The organism is Williamsia herbipolensis (assembly GCF_036153515.1).
Classification (GTDB): domain Bacteria; phylum Actinomycetota; class Actinomycetes; order Mycobacteriales; family Mycobacteriaceae; genus Williamsia_A; species Williamsia_A herbipolensis.
In genome coordinates this window covers 3,212,949-3,229,567 of the sequence record NZ_CP108021.1, presented here as the reverse complement: position 1 = coordinate 3,229,567, position 16,619 = coordinate 3,212,949, and the positions used below count along the sequence as shown (strand labels likewise).

The window sequence follows — 16,619 nt, the reverse complement described above, 5'->3', positions numbered from 1 at the left end:
CGTTCGTCGTCGAACGTGTCGGGCTCAGTCGGCCCCGGGCGCGAGAAACGCCGCAGGCGGACGGTACGGCTCGACGTAGTTCGTCGCCGGTGACCCTCCCGTGCCGGGGTAGGCGCGGCGGTACCGCGAACGCTTCACGCGTGCGATGTGCTCCTGCAGGGTGCGATCACCACGTGCCATGGCGCGGGAGCGGATGGAATAGATCGTCAGACCGTAAAGGACGACCCAGACGATGAGTGCGGCGATGCCGGCGACGGTGAGGCCTGTGGCGACACCCGCCAGACCCAGTGCGAACGCTGCGGATCCGAACATGAACGCCGCCCATCCGACCTGGCCCCAGACCGCTGCGCGTCGTAGGCGTGCCCGGCGTTGCCGTGCCGCGCTCATCGGCGGCGCGTGACGCAGGTGGGGCGACGAGAAACTCATGGTGACGGCCATGGCGCTAACCTCCTACGGTGTGATCTGGGCCACATCGTCACGTCAGAATACCGCCGCCCGCTCCTGAACTACCTGTTCAGAACCTGAGAATCTGAACGCATTCTCTGAGCGAACGGGTCGGGGCGATGAACCCTGGCCCGATTGCACACGCGTACCGCCGGAACCCCCTCTGCACCCCGTTGTCACTGTGCGGTCTGTCATCGGTCGCCACGCAGCAGGGCGGTGACATCCCCCGACGCCGTGCGATAGCCGAGGCCGTGGTCCACCGCCACGCGACGGCAACCGTCGGTCTCGACCGACAGCGTCGCGCCGCCGGATCCGTCCGGCCGATATAGGGACATCACGGCGACCTCGGTGGCGTCGGTGTCGCACGCGGGTGCACTCGGGGCCGAGATGGACTCGTGCACGATACGACTTGCGGCGGCCGCCGTCAGGCGTCGCGCCACCGCCCCGGACATCTGCAGATCGCCCGTCGACGACCGCGACGTCCGGTAGGCACAGACCGTCGCCCCCGCGACCGCCCGCGTCGGGAACCGCAGCGCGCCTTCGGGAACCGTGTCCGAGTCGCGGTCACCGTTCGTCCGCGCGAACCCCGCCGAGCCGCCGCGGCAGATCGCCGCGGGGAGAACTCCGAGATCGCGGACCGGGGTACGTCCGATCTCCCTCATCGTTTGCAGTGCGGCGAGTGGCTCGTCCCGGTAGCCACATACGACGCGGGGCCACGCCACCCGGATCGCACCGGCTTCCGACACCAGCCAGGTGGCGACGGGCGCCACGACGTTGACGGCACAGCTCACCGACGTGTTGCGATCGGTGCGTTCCGACGGGCGGTCGATGGCACGCACGAACGCATCGACGTCGCCGCCGAGTTCCACCGCATCGATCACCGTGGTGCCGCCGGGACCATCCGAGGTCCGGCAGCTGACCACCGTCCTCGCCCGGAAACGTCGGGCACCGACCCCTCACCCACGTTCTCACCGGTCGCGCCGCCCTCCACGCCGAACCCCCCGACGATGTCGGGTGCAGTGCAGGACGCCTCGGACAAGATCGGTGCAGCGGGAGGCCGATACGACTCGGTCCCGTCCGAGAACAGTTCGCATCCGGCAACGGATGTCACCACCGCGGCCGTCGCCACCGTCATCACCACCGCGCGAACCGTCAGCACGGCGACGACGTCATCGGCGCGACCCGGCATCGGCGGGCTCGTCCACCGGTTCGGAGTCGCCGGCACTGCGCGGCAACCGCGGCACGATCATCTGTTCGGCATAGTTCTTACCCCAGTCGTTGAGAGCTTCGACGAAGGGCACCAGCGCTTTTCCCTGCTCGGTGAGCGAATAGACCACCTTCGGTGGCACCTCGGGGAACACGGCGCGTTCGACGATCCCGTCGGATTCCAGTTCCCGCAGCTGCCGGGTGAGGACCCTCGGGGTCACGGGACCCACCGCACGCCCGAGCGCCCCGTATCGCATCGGGGCGTCGAGCAGGTGCTTGACGATGGTCATCTTCCAGGCCCCGCCGAGCACCGCCACGCTGACCTCCACCGGGCACACCTCGTACGCGCGCCGCACCGTCTCACGCAGCGTCGGATGGTTCTGGTCTGTCATGTCGCGGCTCCCGAGGCATTGCCCTCACGGGGACAATGCCGTCCATATGGACGAAATTGTGCGTACTACCGCGTCAGAGCGGTACTGCTCTAGACAGAACCCATGACCGCAACGAACAGACACGACCTCGTCGAGCAGTGCGCTCGACGCGGCGATGAACCCCTTGACGACTTCGGACGCATCACGTCACGCCTCTGCGGCGCAGCGCTGGGCAGTGCCACGGTGGTGGCGACCATCCTCACCGCGGTCAGTGCCCACGGGGCCGGCCCGGGCGCGATGGTGGCTCTCATCTGCTCGGCAGGGATACTCACGATCGCGCACCTCGGCCTGCAGTTCCAGGCCGCGGTCGCGGTCCTCCGCGACGGATCCGTGGCCGTCGGAGTTGTGGTTGCGTGCGTCGTCACCACATCACTCGTGGCCCTCTACCTCCTGGCCACCGGGACCTCGGGCGGGTTCGAGGCTCTGGTCGTCACCGCCGGGTGCGCGGTCCTGCACAGGCGGTGCCTCGCCCCGTCCGATCGCCAGGTGCGCCATTGACAACTGTGACAATCTCTGGTGACACTATCGAGGAACACTCGCTCGCGGCCACCCCACGTTCGACGGCCGCACTGCTTCGCGCTCCGCGCGTTTCGAACAGGAGACCTCAGATGACTGCACCGACGACCACGTTCGACTTCGACGCGATGCTGGCCAAGATCAAGGACAAGCAGTGGTCGCTGGCCGACATCGACTGGGAAGCGCCCGGCGCCGAGTTGATCGACCCCGAACTGCACGCACGGCTCAAGCCGTTCATGTCGGACCTCATGTGGATCGAGAACGTCGGTGCTCGCGGGTTCGCCGCGATGGCGAAGAAGGCCCCGACCGACACGCTGCGCGAGATCTACACGTACTTCCACGCCGAGGAACAGAAGCACGCCAACGCCGAACTCGCGCTCATGCGTCGGTGGGGGATGCTCGACGGTGACGAGATGCCGGAGCCCAACGTCAACGTCAAGCTGATCATCGACTGGCTCGACAAGCATGCCGACGGACTGAGCCTGAGCGTGTTGGGCACCGTCATACCGATGCTCGAGGTCGCCCTCGACGGCGCGCTGGTCAAATTCATCATGGACGAAATCCATGACCCCATCTGCCAGGAGGCGTTCAAGCACATCAACGCCGACGAATCGCGCCATCTCGCCGTCGATTTCGCGGTCATCGAACTGCTCGGCAACTCGACCATGCGCAAACTGCTCGTCGACACCGTGGGCGCGTGGATGAACCCGTCACTCATCATCGGGACCCTGCGTTACATCCCGCTGCTGAACAAGATGCGCGACAACATCGTCACCATGGGTGTCGACGAGGAACGGCTCTACAGCGCGATGAAGCGTTTCAAGAAGGTCGGGCAGCGTAATCCCGCGGCACTGCGGGTTCCCATGTACCGCTTCATCCAGTGGCACGGCGACATGGTGATCGACCGCAGCCACCCCTACCATCTTCTCGCCGACCGCCTGGTGAAGATCACCAAGCACTATCCGACGCGCACGCTCAACTCGAGCCCCACCTGGTCGAAGGAACTCACCTACGAGCCGACCGCCTGACGGTGGGTTCTCCCGACGACGCGCCCTCGTACACGTCCGGGCGGCTGCAGCTCCGGGTCCGAGAGGTGATCCGTGAGACCGCCGATGCCGCGTCGGTGGTGTTCGAGTCGCCACACGACGGATTCACCTACCGCCCAGGTCAGTTCATCACCGTCGGTGCGCAACTCCCGGAGGGTCTGGCACCGCGGTGCTACTCCCTGTCGACCGCACCCGATCATGATCCCCACCCGGCCATCACCGTGAAGCGGGTCGTCGGCGGGCAGGTGTCGAACTGGTTGATCGACAACGTCGCCCCGGGCATGAGTGTCGACATCATCTCTCCGACCGGAGGATTCACCCCGCGCGAGTGGACCCACGACTTCGTGGTCGTCGCCGCGGGCAGTGGCATCACGCCGGCGATGTCGATCATCAAGACCGCGTTGATGACACACCACAACGCCGTCACGTTGATCTACGCCAACCGCGATCAGGAGTCGGTGATCTTCGCCGACACCATCGCGGCCCTGCAGGAGACCTACCCCGACAGACTCGTGGTGCAGCACTGGCTGGAGTCCGAACGCGGGCTGCCGACCGCAGTGGGGATCGGATCGTTGATCGCCGGGATCGACGACGGAGCGGCGGCGTACCTGTGCGGCCCGACGCCGTTCATGGACGTCGCGCACGAGGCGCTCGAGGCCGCCGGCCTGCCCGTGGCACGCATCCATCGCGAACTGTTCTATTCGTTGACCACGAACCCGTTCTCGGCCGCTGCGACGACCACGCCCGCGGCGCCGGTGTCGCCGGGACAGCCCGCGGAGACCGGAACGCGGGTCACCGTCGAGATCGAGGGCGAGACCCACGAGGTGGCGTGGCCGCGCGACGCGATCCTTCTCGACGTCCTGCTGGACAACGGGATCGAGGCGCCGTACGTGTGCCGCGAGGGGAACTGCGGTGGGTGCGAGTTCATCCTCACCGAGGGTGAAGTGGAGATGAGGGTCAACGACACCCTCGACGACTTCGACCTACGCCGTGGTGCCCGTCTGGCGTGCCAGTCGACACCGGTCACCGACATCGTCGGCATCTCCTACGACAGCTAGCGCGGGGTCAACGCTCGGAGTCGTGCACCGCGGTCACCGCATCGCCACCACTGCGCTTGGTCGAGTACAGAACCGCGTCCGCTCGGGCCAGCATCGCACCGACTTCGCGGTCGGGTGGTGGCCAGGTCATGGGCCGCGTCGTGTGGATGCCGATGCTCATCGTGACCGGCGCCGACCGTGACCGATCGGCCATCGACGCCCGGACCCGGTGCGCCAGCATCGACGCGGACTCCGAATCGACGTGCAGGACCGCGACGAACTCGTCACCACCGATCCGGGCGATCGCATCGGCATGACCGTCGCAGACCGATGTGAGGGCCGTCGCGACGGCCACGAGGAGTGCGTCACCGTGGCCGTGACCATTCGCGTCGTTGATCGTCTTGAACTTGTCGATGTCGGCCATGAGAACGCTCACGGGACCCCCGGCCGGGACCCGCGTGTTCGAGTGCGACAGCGCCTCCTCGAATCCGCGCCGGTTCAGCAGACCGGTCAGCGGATCGGTGAACGAGTTGCGGGCGTCGTTGCGCAGGAAGGTCAGCGCGATCTGACCGGCGATCAGTCCGGCGTTGCAGGCCGCCAGTTGCGCCACCACGATGACGACACCGGTCACGATGTCGAGGTCGGCGACGACCAGTGCGTAGGCGCCGGTCCCGACGATCACCGCCGTCACCCACACGCAGTGCGCGACGAGAACGGCAGGGCTGTGGATGAAGATGACATAGATGCCCAGGAGCACGTACAGCGACAGCAACGCGAGTGCCGCCGTGGACGACGGCGCCGCCCCGGCGAGGGCGAGAACGGACAGCTCGGTGACGGCCAGGAATGCCAGCGACACCCTCTCGGAGGGCCACGGACGGTCAGACCACCACCACCACGCGCAGAAGCTGAACGCCGCCACCGCGATCCCGGCGCAGACGGTGACGGCTGGTCCCGGACGACCGGAGGCGATGAGAGCGATCCCCATCGCGGCGAGCATCGCGTACCCGGAGGCGACCAGGATCCGGTCCACGCGCAACCACGCACGCGACTCCGCGAACGCGTAGACCCACTCGTACTCGAACGGCTGCTCCCACCACCACCGCAGGAGTTCGATCGTGGTCTTGTCGCGGATGCGCGCCGCGCCGGGACCCCGAGGATGCGGAGGCGGCACCGGCAGCCACCGCCTCTCGTCGCTCGGGCTTCGCGCCGTCATCGAACGCGCTCACCGATTCTAGGTGACGCCCCGCCCGGGGCTCGCGGATCGCTCAGGTCGCGCGCTGCACCGCACGGTGTCACACAGCGGATTCGGCGCGCGCCTTGAGTTGTTCGAGGCCCCGGGCGAAGTCGCCGCCGATGAGCTTGTCCATGGGCACGACCTTCGTCATCAGCTTCGCGACACCGGAGCGGTCGCCGGTCATCGTCCACTCGACGCCGGTGGTGCCGTTGATCTGCTCGACGATCGTGAACACGACCGTGCTGGTCGACTTGAACGGCTTCAGGAACTCGAGCGCGATGGTGATGTGACGGCGGGGTTCGACGTCGGTGATGGCCATGCTCCCGGCGCCGGCCTTCCGGTTACCCTTCCAGGCATAGGTCGCGCCGACGCCGGAATCGGGTCCCGAGTATGACCGTTCGACGTTCGGATCGGTCTGCTCCCACGGTGACCACGCGGTCCAGTGGTGGAAATCGGCGATGAGCGCGTAGACCACATCGGCGGGAGCGGCGACGTCGATCGACCGGGTGACGGTGTACGCGCTGGGTGCCATGGCCAGTACCGTAGCGGCCCCGCCACGATTCCGTCAGAGATCCTCAGCGCAGACATGGTTTCTCGACGGCGTGCTCGGGTGGCGCGGTGACGGCGGTGTCCTCGGACGGCGGTGTCGCGTCGGCGGGCGCACTGCGTGCCTGCACCACGCAGGCCGCTGCGCCAAGGGCCAGACCGCCGATCGTGAGCGGGGACAGGCTCTCCCCCAACGCGATCCAGGCCATGACCGAGGCGGCGGCGGGGATCACCGCGAACACGATCGACGCCGACCGCGCGCCCGCGGACTTGATGCACGCGGAGTAGAGCGTGGTGGCACCCACCGAACTGAACACGATCATGGTGGCCAACAGGATCAGCGCCCTCGGCAGGTCGGTCGTGTGTTCGGGCGAGGTGACGGCGAACACCGCGGCGACGGGCGTCGACGCCGTGAGGCCCAGGGCGCTCACCATCCACACGTCCATGTCGGCACAGAACCGTCCCTGGTAGATCCCACCGGCCGACAGACCGACCATGGCCACGATCACCGCGACGATCCCGAGCCCGATCCCGTGGTCGGCGACGATCTTCGGGGCGCAGGCCAGTACGACCGCCGCCGCCGCGAGACCGAGTGCGAGCGCGCCGCGCCGCGACTCGCGTTGTCCGAGAAAGACGATCATCAGCCCGGCCGTCACCACCGGGTTCAGGGCGATCACGAGGGCCGCGAGCCCCGACGGGACACCGTGATCGAGTGCCCAGTACAGCCCGATGAACTGGACGCCCTGGGTCATGAGGCCCGCCACCATGGCGTGTCCCATCTGGCGTCGCGTCGGTCGCGCCGGTCGCCGGATCGCGACGATGACCCACAGCAGCGCCGCCGACAGGGTGAACCGGAGCGCGATCACGAGGAACGGGGACATCACGGCGACGGTGGCGGCGCCGATCGGGTAACCGGCCGCGTAGAGCAGCACGGTGGGGGCGGCCAGACGAGGTGAGAGCGGGCGGTTGGGCATGCGTCCACGGTGCGCCGGTCAGCCGGGTGGCTTCAAGACCGTTCGCAGATCGTGAACGATCGGCGCATACTGTCGGTCATGGCCACCCTCGACATCACGCCGCTGCGGAGTTTCGCCGCGGTGGTCGCGTTCTCCGGCGTGCGTCGCGCCGCCGACGCGTTGCACCTGTCGCCGGCTGCGGTGACCGGACATATCCGGAAGCTCGAGCGCGAACTCGGATGTCGCCTGGTGATCCCCGACGGGCGCGGGATCGCACTCACCAGCGACGGCGACGAACTCGCGGTCCGAGCCCGCGACATCATCGCCCACCACGACGACGCCGTGCGGACGCTGACCCCGCACGACGACAACGGGATCCTGGTCGCCGCCACCGAACACGCCGCCGAGTTCCTCGTCCCCACCGTGATGTCGCTCGTCCACGCCCGGCATCCGGAGCGGCCGGTGCGGCTGCGCCTCACGCGCAGCGCCCACGTCCGCGACCTCGTCGACGACGATCGCGCCGACGTCGCCCTGATGTTGACCCGCCCCGCGAGAGGAAGCGTTCGCGTGGCGCCGGTCCCGCTGCAGTGGTTCGCCCACGACGCCCGCCCCAGCGAGGACCTCGTGCTGTTCGCCAACCCCTGCGCGGTGCGCCACGAGGCGCTGGCCTCCCTGGGACGGCGTCCGCACCGGGTGGCGGCCGAATGTGTCGACCTCACATCGGTTGTCGGCGCGGCGCGCGCCGGTGTCGGGATGACCCCCCTGCCGCGCATCGGGCCGGCACACGACGGGCTACGGGTCGTCCGCGGACTCCCGCCGATCCCCGACATCAGCCTCTTCGTCGCCACCAGTGCCCGCGTCGACACGTCCATCCGTCAGGAGATCGTGGGCCTCCTGCGTCATGCCCTGTCCGGACGAGTCGACGCGGCCTGATCACCTCCTCGCGGGTGCCGGATGGTGTCGCGAACGGTCAGGACGCGACGCTCAGCAGAACCGGCGCGGGTACAGCCACGAAAAGGTCGGCGGTCGCAATCCGCCGGACGGCGCGATGAAGGGTGACCGACTCCAGGATCCCGTCATCGGTTGACGAGGTGTCGATGCCGATGACGCCCGCGGCCGTCCCGATCCTGAGCGACCCTGGACCGCCCACCGCGGACCGCCGGGCCACCACCCCGCCCACGATGGAGGCGGCCGCTGCCACGGCGACCGCCGATGTCAGGCCGATCGCCGGGTGCGGCGCCATCATCGACACCATGCGCACTGCGATGTCGTACTCGTCGGCGGTGACCGCGCGACCACTGGTGGTGCGATAGTCGACCGGCGACCCCACGATCCCGACCTTGGGGATCGCGTGGGTGATCGGATCGCCCGGGTGGCACAGTCCCATCCGCAGAGCGGCCTCCCGCCGCAACGCGACGAGGGTGTCCAGGCGGTCGGCGTCGATCGCGGTGTCGCCGCGCGCGTTCGAGGTGAAGTCGGCGACGTCGAACAGCGCTGCCGGCGCCCCGGCGGTCACCATCGTCGCGTGGAACGCACGTGAGCCGAGCGAGACCACGTCGGTCGCGTTCCCGGTGGGCAGCACAGAGGTGCGGTCGGCTGCGAGACCACCGAAGGTGAGGGCGACCGGCACCCCCAGCGCTGTCGTCCCCGGCACCGCGGCATCCCCCTCGGCGGGTACACGCCCACCGGGGGTGAGGATTTCGGCGGTGAGAACCGCACCGGTGTTCTCGTTGCGCATGCGTACGGTGGTGACGGCAGGGTCGATGGGCACCAGACCGGTCTGCAGGGCGAAGAGTCCGATCGCCGTCGCACAGTTCCCGCAGTTGCTACCCCACTCGACCGACCGGTTGTCGATCGCCACCTGCGCGAACAGGTACTCCACGTCGATGTCGGGTCGAGCAGAGCGGCGCACGATGGCCGCCTTCGACGTCGTCGAGGTGCCCCCGCCCACGCCATCGAGCTGACGCGGATCACCAGAACCGAAGGCCGCCGTGAGGATGGCGTCGAGGCCGCCGGCGTCGTCGATGTACGGGTCGATGTCGACGGCGTTGAAGAGCCAGCACTTACTGGTACCGCCTCGCATCCATGTCCCACGAAGTGTGAACACTGTGGTGGCCTTTCGGTTGAAGTCCGTTGAGTCCAGCGTGCGACCCAAGGGGGTCAAGCACAATGTTGGAGTTCGACGATGTGCTGTAGCAGTTCTTAAGTCACAGCGATGTGGGCAGCATGACCAGCACCAACCAGCAGATGGCCGGCGCGATGGCGACCACGATGCCCGCGTTGACCATCATCTGCCGATAGAAGCGAGGGCGGTCGATGCCTTGGGCGCTGGCCAGGACCAGTGCCCCGTTCGTCGAGAACGGCGACACGTCGACCACGGTTGCCGAGATGGCCAGCGCGGCCACCACTCCGACGACCGGCAGGGTGCCCATCTCCAGCAGGGGCATCGCCAGCGGGATGATCGCGGCGAGCAGAGCGGTGGAGGACGCGAACGCCGACGTCACGCCGATGACGTAGCAGAGCACGATGGCCACGATCAGAGGTGCGCCGATGGTGACGGCCATACCGGCGAGGTCATCGATGGTGCCGGCCTCTTGCAGGATCGAGATGTAGGTCACCATTCCCGCCACGAGCAGAACTGTCGACCAGCTGATGTCGGCGATGGCCTGGTTCTGTCCCTTGAGATCTGTGAACGCGAGGATCGCGCCGGCGGCGATGGCGACGAAGCTGATCGGCAGGTGCAGTACGAGGACGAGGACCAGCAGTGTCCCGATGAGCAGCAACGTGAGCTTCTGAACCAGTGTCACCGGGACCGCGACATCGACGAGAGGTGTCGGTGCGGGGCGGGTGAGGAGCCCGGTGGACGTACCGCCACCACCGACACCGCCGGTCGGTCCGGAGTCGGCCGGTGTTCCGACCGGACCGTCGATCACGGACTTCTGACCGCCACCGGTCGCCGAGAACTCGAACCCGCGGGTCTTTGCGAGGGCCGCCCACGCCACCACCGTGAGCACGGACAGCAGCAGGTTGATGCCGTAGCTGGCGAAGAACAGTGTCCAGGGCGCAATCGAGAGCCCGTTCTTCTCGACGATCTCGCGGACCAACACACCCGAGACCGAGATGGGAGAGAACGCGCCGGCGTGAGCGCCGTTGATGGTCATGATGCCCATCACCAGCGGGCTCATCTTGGTGCGCGCGGCGAACGCCATGGCGGCGGGCGCGATCAGCGCGACCGCTGCCGGACTGAACGTGCCCAGCGCGGTGAGGACCGACGCGGAGAAGAAGAACACCCAGGGAACCACGGTCACTCTCCCGTGCACGGCCCGGATGCAGGAGTTGACCATCAGGTCGATGGTGCCGTTGCGCTTGGCCATTCCGAAGAAGTAGGTGACACCCACGATGGTCAGGACAATCGAGGTGGGGAACTCGCCGAGGATCTCTTTGTCGTCGAAGCCGAGGGCGAAGTAGCCGACGGCGAACGCGCCGATGAAACCCAGGATCCCGATGTTGATCGGGAAGCGGGTGGCGATGACGAACATCACCACAAGGGCGAGCAGCGGGAGTATTTCCGTGGCGGTCATGATCTGTCTTTCGTGTCGCAGGACGGCGGTTGGGGCGCGGATCACAATCACCGCTACAACGTTGTGCGCATCACATTATTGACCAGCCTTATTCAGGACAATATCGTTCTACTACGATTTCCTTTAGCTCAACTGAACGGAGAGGTGCGTGCAGCAACCGTTCGACGTCGTGACCCTGTTCCTGCTGCTCGACATCGCCGAAGCGGGATCGCTCACCGCCGGCGCCGAGCGTGCGAGCATGACGCCGTCGGCTGCATCGCAACGGATTTCCAAGCTCGAGCATGCGATCAAGCAGCCGGTGTTGACCCGGCTCCCTCGCGGCGTCCAGCTCACCGAGGCCGGCGAGATCCTCACCAGCCGTGCCCGACTGTTTCGACGGGAGATGCGCGCCGCCAGCGGCGATCTCGAGGCCATCCGCGGGCTGGAAAGAGGGACGGTGCGGCTGGGTTCGTTTCCGACGGTCAGTGCGTCGCTGTTGTCAGACGCCTTGAAGGAGTACCACGCCCGATGGCCGGGGGTCGACGTGCGCGTGCAATCGGCGGTACGTCCGCGGTTGCTCGAGATGCTGAACTCGAGTGAAGTCGATCTGGCGCTGCTGTGGAGCTACTCCTGGACCGACGAGGCTGAGCGCTCGCTGTCTCTCGAGCCCCTGATGGAGGACGAGACACTTCTGCTCATACCGATCGACGATGAGCGCGCCGGCGGAGAGGTTCGGGTATCGGACCTCTCCAGCGGGCGGTGGATCATCCGCAACGACGACCATCCTGCGGCCGAAGTTCTCTATCGAAGTTGTCGTGCAGCAGGTTTCGAACCCGAGGTGGTGTACGAGGCTCACGACTACCAGGAGATCGAGGCCATGGTGGCCGCGGGCGTCGGCATCGCCATGGTCCCGCGTCTGGCCGTCGTGCACCATCGGTCCGACGTGCGGACGGCCCGGTTCGCCCCGGCCGACAGTGTGCCCACCCGTGTCATCTACGTTGCGTCGCTGGCCCGTCGGCAGTACACACCGGCGATGTATGCGGTCTCCCGAGCCCTGCGTGGGGCCGCTGACCGGATCGCGACGGCGGCGATCGCGTAGGCGGCGGTGACGCTACTGGTCCTCGACCGCGCGCGAGTCGTTGAGCGTGAGCGCTCCGATCGCCGCGACGAGCCCGACGACGACGGCGAGGATGCCGTAGGTGATGCGCTCGCCGTGGAAAAACGAGGCGACCAGGTCGCTGCTCCACGTGCCCGCGGGGAGTCGCGTCGTCACCAGGACGGCGATGAGGGTGCCCACCACGGCGGTACCGACGCTGGTGCCCACCTCCTGCGCGGTGTCGTTGAGGGCGGTGCCGATGGACGTGCGGTTGGCCGGCATGGCGTCGACCAGGGCGACCGCGCAGATCGTCATGACCGTCCGCAGGCCGATGGTCATGAGGACCATGCAGGCCGCGATCGCGACGTAACCGTGGTCGACGCCCCACGCCAGCCCGGCGAGTGACCCACCGAGACACGCAGCGCCGATGAGGCACGCCATCCTGTGCCCGAAACGCGTTGCGAGCCATTCCGACAGCGGTGTCGCTGCGACCATGGTGATGATGATCGGCAGGTTCGCCAGGCCGGCGCGGACCGGGCTCCACCCATAGGCGTACTGGAAGTGCAGGATCAGGCCGAACATGACCGCGGCCATCGCGATCGCGGTACCGATCTGCGCGATCGCGGCGCCTCGGACGGTGCCGTTCGCGAACAGTCCGAGGTCGAGCATCGGTGCGGCGGTGCGACGTTCGTGGACGATGAACGCCGCGCCCGCGGCGACGGCACCGGCGATGGCGGCGAGGGTGGGCAGCGACGACCAGCCGTGCTGGACCCCGCTGGTCAACGACCAGCAGGCCAACCCGATGGTGGCGATGCTCAGGACCGCGCCCGGGAGGTCGAGCCGGTCGTGGGTGAGGCCGTCACGACGATCGGGGGCCACTCCGCGCCACACGCCGATGCCTGCGATCAGCGCGATGGGGGCGTTGACGAGCAGCAGCCATTCCCACCGGACGTGCGCGAGCGCGGTGCCACCCAGCACCGGTCCGAGAACGAAGCCGGCCATGCCGACGACGATCATCACGGTCATGGCGCGCATGCGCAGCGCCTTGTCGTCGAACAACCGGAACACCAGCGAGTTGGTGATCGGTGCCATCGCGGCGGCCGCGACGCCGAGCGCGGCACGCAAGGCCACGAGTTCGCCCGTGCTGGTGACCGCGACCACCAGCAGGCTCAGGGTGCCGAAGGCCGCGAGGCCGATCATCAGGACCCGGCGTCGGCCGAACCGGTCGGCGATCGATCCGGCGGTCAGCAGCAGCCCGCCGAAGGTCAACGAGTAGGCGCCGGTGATCCATTGCAGGGCGGTGGTGCTGCTGCCCAGGTCGCGTCCGATCGTCGGCAGCGCGATCGACAACAGCGTGTTGTCGACCATCTCGACGAAGAACGCGAGGCACAGCGCGGCGAGGGGGATCCAGGCCGCGGCGAGCGAGGTGTAGGTGCGCGCCGACGAGACCGGCGGTGCGGCGGTCGGGGCAGGGGAAGTGGTCACGCGGGTCTCCTGACGTGCGAGGTCGGTGTCGAGACCAGACGTTATGAACCGCCGCTGTCGTGGGACTGTCGCGCTCTGTCGCGTCCCTGTCGCACTCCTCCCGGGGCCGCCACTATGACGTCTCGCCGGCCAACTCCTCCAGCAGGGGCGAGACCCGGAAGTCCACCATCTCCCGCATCACCAGTCCTGTCGTGGTGCGCTCCACCCCGTCGATCGCGAGGATCTCCCCCGCGATCCGGTACAGGTCCTCGACGTGGCGTGCGACGACCTGGATGAGCAGGTCCGCCACCCCGCTGAGCCCGTGTACCTCGACGACCTCGGGGATCCGCGCGAGCGCGACACCGACGGCGTCGAGTTCGCGCTGGCGGAGGTTGGTCATGATGAACGCCCGCACCGGGTACCCGAGTGCGGCCGGGTCGACACGCCGCTCGAACGGTCGCAGCGCATGCCCCTTCTCCAACCTCGACAGTCGTGACTGCACGGTGTTGCGGGACAGGCGCGCGCGCTCGGCGAGCGCGAGAGTGGTCGCGCGCGGCTCGGCGTTGAGCGCCATCAACAATCGCGCGTCGGTGGAGTCGACACTGCGCGGATGGGTCATTGTGCTCACCTCTGTCGGGGCGATGGGACGTCGATATGTGCATTATGCGCAGTCCACACAGGGGTGGTTGCGCAATCGGCCAAGCGAGAGCACCGTTTGGAGTACAGATCGCCAGTGCCGAGGAGTACGCCATGTCATCGCCCAGCCACACCGACCCGATGCACGAGGCCTCGCCGGAGGTCCTCGACGAGATCGGTGAGCGGGTGTTGTGGCTCTCGACGGCGATCATCCATCACGCCAACCGGGTGCGGCCCAACCCCTCGGGCCTGAAGGTCGGGGGCCACCAGGCGTCGTGCGCGTCGATGGTCTCGATCATGACGGCGCTGTGGTTCGACCAGCTCCAGCCCGGCGACCGCGTCTCGGTGAAACCACACGCGTCGCCTGTCCTGCACAGCCTCAACTACCTCCTCGGGGACCTCGAGGAGAAGTACCTGACCACCCTGCGCGAGTTCGGTGGCCTGCAGTCGTACCCGAGCCGGTCAAAGGATCCCGACACCGTCGACTACTCGACGGGGTCGGTGGGAATCGGTGCCACCGCACCGATCTGGGGTGCGATGGCGCGGCGCTACGTCCAGACCTCCACCGGCCAGACGAGCAGCGGACGTCAGTACTCCCTCGTCGGTGACGCCGAGCTCGACGAGGGGGCGGTGTGGGAGGCGATCCTCGATCCCGGTGTCGCCGAACTCGGTGAGGTGGTGTGGATCATCGACCTCAACCGCCAGTCGCTCGACCGCGTCGTGCCCATGATCGCCGCCGGTCGACTGGAGGCGATGTTCGCCGCCGCCGGCTGGCAGGTCATCACGGTCACCTTCGGTGCCCTGCTGGAGTCGCTGTTCACGCGCGACGGCGGCATCGAGTTGCGCGCGCGGATCCTCGGTATGCCGAACGCCGAATATCAACGGCTGCTGCGCTGTTCACCCGACGAGGTGCGCAACCGACTTCCCGGTGACGGAGACGGCGCGTCCGCGATCGCCGCGCTCATCGCCGATCTGGACGACTCCACCCTGGCCGCGGCGATCCGCAACCTGGGCGGTCACGACATGTCGGCGCTGATCCGGGCATATCGAGAGATCGACGACACCCGACCCACGGCGATCATCGCCTACACGATCAAGGGCTACGGGTTGCCCACCGAGGGCCACCCACAGAACCATTCATCGCTGCTCACCGTCGACGAGTTCGCCTCGTTCGCCGCCGAACTCGGGCGTGACCCCGGCCACCCGTGGGAACGGTTCCCCGACGAGAGCGCCGCAGCACAGCTCTGCGCGACGACCGCCCAGCGCCTCCGACGCGATCCGGTCCCGACGGCACCCCGCCTCGAGGTGCCCATCGACAGCAAACGGACCCCGAAGGGCACCTCGAGCACTCAGGCGGGCCTGGGTCGAGTCCTGCTCGACCTCAACCGCAGCGCCCCCGACATCGCCCGTCGGGTCGTCACCGTGAGCCCCGACGTCAGCTCCACCACCAACCTCGCCGGCTGGGTCAACAAGGTCGGTGTGTGGTCGGCGGCCGAGCGCCACAACTGGTTCGACGACGATCCAGAGACACTCATGCACTGGCGCGAGAAGCCGACGGGTCAGCACATGGAACTGGGTATCGCCGAGACGAACCTCGTCGGTCTCATCGGCGAGCTGGGCGCGACGTGGAGTCGGTGGGGTGAGCCACTGTTCCCGATCGGCGTCATGTACGACCCGTTCGTCGAGCGCGCCCTCGAGCCCTGGTCCTACGGCATCTACGCCGGCGGGCAGTCGATCCTCGTCGGGACACCCTCGGGGGTCAGTCTCGCCGCCGAAGGCGGTGCACACCAGTCGATCACGACACCATCGATCGGACTCGAACAGCCGGGGTGCATCGCGTACGAGCCGGCGTTCGGCATCGACGTCGAGTGGACGTTGCTGGCCAGCATGGGGCGCCTCGGTCGGCCGGACGGCACATCGGCGTACCTGCGGTTGTCGACGCGTCCGGTCGACCAGTCGCTGGCGAACGTCCCCGATGATCCCGCGGCGCGGGAACGACGCCGCCGACAGGTCGTCGCCGGGGGCTACCCTCTGGTGCGCCAGGCGAATCCGGTGGTCACCCTGGTGGCGATGGGCGCGGTGGTCCCCGAGGCGCTCGCCGCCGCCGACCGACTCGAGCAGGCGGGCGTGGCGGCCGACGTCCTCGTGGTGACGAGTGCGGGACTGCTGTTCGAGGCACTGCAGGCGCGTCGCGGTCAGGGATCGGCACCGACGTGGATCCTCGATCAGGTGCTCCCCGCCGACCGCGCCACCCCGATGGTGACCGTCCTCGACGGGCATCCCCACACCCTGGCGTTCCTCGCCGGTGTCAACCGGGTCGCATCGGTGTCGTTGGGCGTCAGCAGTTTCGGGCAGGTCGGTTCACTCGACGACGTCTACCGACTGCACGGGATCGACACCGACAGCATCGTGCGCGCCGCCCTCGACGTCACCGCCTGACCGCAGTTGGG

The 16,619-nt window shown here is 68.0% G+C and carries 16 protein-coding genes; 6 read left to right on the top strand and 10 right to left on the bottom strand.

The annotated features are described in order from the left end of the window. Positions 1–24 precede the first annotated feature (24 nt). The 3 genes from OG579_RS14800 to OG579_RS14790 all read right to left on the bottom strand — a co-directional run bounded on the left by OG579_RS14800 (position 25) and on the right by OG579_RS14790 (position 2,042). A complete protein-coding gene (locus OG579_RS14800; protein ID WP_328856556.1) occupies positions 25–438 on the bottom strand; it encodes a hypothetical protein in 414 nt (137 codons plus the stop codon). 197 nt (positions 439–635) lie between these two features. Then, positions 636–1,367 (bottom strand): hypothetical protein, encoded by a 732-nt coding sequence (locus OG579_RS14795; RefSeq protein ID WP_328856555.1) that lies wholly within the window; start codon positions 1,365–1,367, stop codon positions 636–638. Between the two features lie 246 nt (positions 1,368–1,613). After that, positions 1,614–2,042, bottom strand: a complete 429-nt coding sequence (locus tag OG579_RS14790; protein ID WP_328856554.1) for a winged helix-turn-helix transcriptional regulator — start codon at positions 2,040–2,042, stop codon at positions 1,614–1,616. A 102-nt stretch (positions 2,043–2,144) separates the two neighbouring features. On the opposite strand from OG579_RS14790, the gene OG579_RS14785 reads away from it, so the two are divergent. From OG579_RS14785 to OG579_RS14775, 3 genes are all read left to right on the top strand, one after another. Beyond that, positions 2,145–2,579, top strand: a complete 435-nt coding sequence (locus tag OG579_RS14785) for a hypothetical protein (protein WP_328856553.1) — start codon at positions 2,145–2,147, stop codon at positions 2,577–2,579. A gap of 110 nt (positions 2,580–2,689) precedes the next feature. Continuing rightward, positions 2,690–3,625: a hypothetical protein gene (locus OG579_RS14780; RefSeq protein ID WP_045824625.1), complete on the top strand. Its 936-nt coding sequence runs from the start codon at positions 2,690–2,692 to the stop codon at positions 3,623–3,625. Positions 3,626–3,627: 2 nt separating this feature from the next. Further along, positions 3,628–4,701 carry a ferredoxin--NADP reductase gene (locus OG579_RS14775; protein WP_328856552.1) on the top strand — a complete coding sequence of 358 codons (1,074 nt, stop codon included), beginning with the start codon at positions 3,628–3,630 and terminating at the stop codon, positions 4,699–4,701. 7 nt (positions 4,702–4,708) lie between these two features. Here OG579_RS14775 and OG579_RS14770 read toward each other — a convergent pair whose 3' ends face one another. The 3 genes from OG579_RS14770 to OG579_RS14760 form a co-directional block, all read right to left on the bottom strand. Next, positions 4,709–5,893, bottom strand: coding sequence for a GGDEF domain-containing protein (locus OG579_RS14770; protein ID WP_328856551.1), 1,185 nt, complete (start codon positions 5,891–5,893; stop codon positions 4,709–4,711). 79 nt (positions 5,894–5,972) lie between these two features. Beyond that, positions 5,973–6,446 (bottom strand): SRPBCC family protein, encoded by a 474-nt coding sequence (locus OG579_RS14765; RefSeq protein ID WP_328856550.1) that lies wholly within the window; start codon positions 6,444–6,446, stop codon positions 5,973–5,975. A 43-nt stretch (positions 6,447–6,489) separates the two neighbouring features. Continuing rightward, positions 6,490–7,434: a DMT family transporter gene (locus OG579_RS14760; RefSeq protein ID WP_328856549.1), complete on the bottom strand. Its 945-nt coding sequence runs from the start codon at positions 7,432–7,434 to the stop codon at positions 6,490–6,492. A gap of 78 nt (positions 7,435–7,512) precedes the next feature. Between OG579_RS14760 and OG579_RS14755 the strand changes: the two genes are divergently transcribed. After that, a complete protein-coding gene (locus OG579_RS14755; RefSeq protein WP_328856548.1) occupies positions 7,513–8,346 on the top strand; it encodes a LysR family transcriptional regulator in 834 nt (277 codons plus the stop codon). Between the two features lie 37 nt (positions 8,347–8,383). On the opposite strand, the gene OG579_RS14750 is transcribed toward OG579_RS14755, so the two are convergent. Further along, on the bottom strand, positions 8,384–9,496 hold the full coding sequence (locus OG579_RS14750) for a PrpF domain-containing protein (RefSeq protein ID WP_328856547.1): 1,113 nt from the start codon (positions 9,494–9,496) through the stop codon (positions 8,384–8,386). A gap of 124 nt (positions 9,497–9,620) precedes the next feature. Beyond that, the gene (locus OG579_RS14745) at positions 9,621–10,994 is read right to left on the bottom strand and encodes an SLC13 family permease (RefSeq protein WP_328856546.1); all 1,374 of its coding nucleotides are present in this window, start codon (positions 10,992–10,994) and stop codon (positions 9,621–9,623) included. A gap of 148 nt (positions 10,995–11,142) precedes the next feature. On the opposite strand from OG579_RS14745, the gene OG579_RS14740 reads away from it, so the two are divergent. Next, positions 11,143–12,072: a LysR family transcriptional regulator gene (locus tag OG579_RS14740; protein WP_328856545.1), complete on the top strand. Its 930-nt coding sequence runs from the start codon at positions 11,143–11,145 to the stop codon at positions 12,070–12,072. Positions 12,073–12,084: 12 nt separating this feature from the next. Here the strand turns inward: OG579_RS14740 and OG579_RS14735 are convergent, their stop codons facing one another. Beyond that, a complete protein-coding gene (locus tag OG579_RS14735; protein ID WP_328856544.1) occupies positions 12,085–13,554 on the bottom strand; it encodes an MFS transporter in 1,470 nt (489 codons plus the stop codon). Between the two features lie 112 nt (positions 13,555–13,666). Then, positions 13,667–14,152 carry an Lrp/AsnC family transcriptional regulator gene (locus OG579_RS14730; protein WP_328856543.1) on the bottom strand — a complete coding sequence of 162 codons (486 nt, stop codon included), beginning with the start codon at positions 14,150–14,152 and terminating at the stop codon, positions 13,667–13,669. A gap of 131 nt (positions 14,153–14,283) precedes the next feature. On the opposite strand from OG579_RS14730, the gene OG579_RS14725 reads away from it, so the two are divergent. Beyond that, a complete protein-coding gene (locus OG579_RS14725) occupies positions 14,284–16,608 on the top strand; it encodes a transketolase-like TK C-terminal-containing protein (protein ID WP_408068682.1) in 2,325 nt (774 codons plus the stop codon). Positions 16,609–16,619 lie beyond the last annotated feature (11 nt).

Excerpts from the sequence above, each read along its gene's own strand:
- OG579_RS14800 (WP_328856556.1), bottom strand. The coding sequence starts at position 438 with ATGGCCGTCACCATGAGTTTCTCGTCGCCCCACCTGCGTCACGCGCCG.
- OG579_RS14790 (WP_328856554.1), bottom strand. The coding sequence starts at position 2,042 with ATGACAGACCAGAACCATCCGACGCTGCGTGAGACGGTGCGGCGCGCG.
- OG579_RS14785 (WP_328856553.1), top strand. The coding sequence starts at position 2,145 with ATGACCGCAACGAACAGACACGACCTCGTCGAGCAGTGCGCTCGACGC.
- OG579_RS14780 (WP_045824625.1), top strand. The coding sequence starts at position 2,690 with ATGACTGCACCGACGACCACGTTCGACTTCGACGCGATGCTGGCCAAG.
- OG579_RS14770 (WP_328856551.1), bottom strand. The coding sequence starts at position 5,893 with ATGACGGCGCGAAGCCCGAGCGACGAGAGGCGGTGGCTGCCGGTGCCG.
- OG579_RS14765 (WP_328856550.1), bottom strand. The coding sequence starts at position 6,446 with ATGGCACCCAGCGCGTACACCGTCACCCGGTCGATCGACGTCGCCGCT.
- OG579_RS14760 (WP_328856549.1), bottom strand. The coding sequence starts at position 7,434 with ATGCCCAACCGCCCGCTCTCACCTCGTCTGGCCGCCCCCACCGTGCTG.
- OG579_RS14755 (WP_328856548.1), top strand. The coding sequence starts at position 7,513 with ATGGCCACCCTCGACATCACGCCGCTGCGGAGTTTCGCCGCGGTGGTC.
- OG579_RS14750 (WP_328856547.1), bottom strand. The coding sequence starts at position 9,496 with ATGCGAGGCGGTACCAGTAAGTGCTGGCTCTTCAACGCCGTCGACATC.
- OG579_RS14745 (WP_328856546.1), bottom strand. The coding sequence starts at position 10,994 with ATGACCGCCACGGAAATACTCCCGCTGCTCGCCCTTGTGGTGATGTTC.
- OG579_RS14730 (WP_328856543.1), bottom strand. The coding sequence starts at position 14,152 with ATGACCCATCCGCGCAGTGTCGACTCCACCGACGCGCGATTGTTGATG.
- OG579_RS14725 (WP_408068682.1), top strand. The coding sequence starts at position 14,284 with ATGTCATCGCCCAGCCACACCGACCCGATGCACGAGGCCTCGCCGGAG.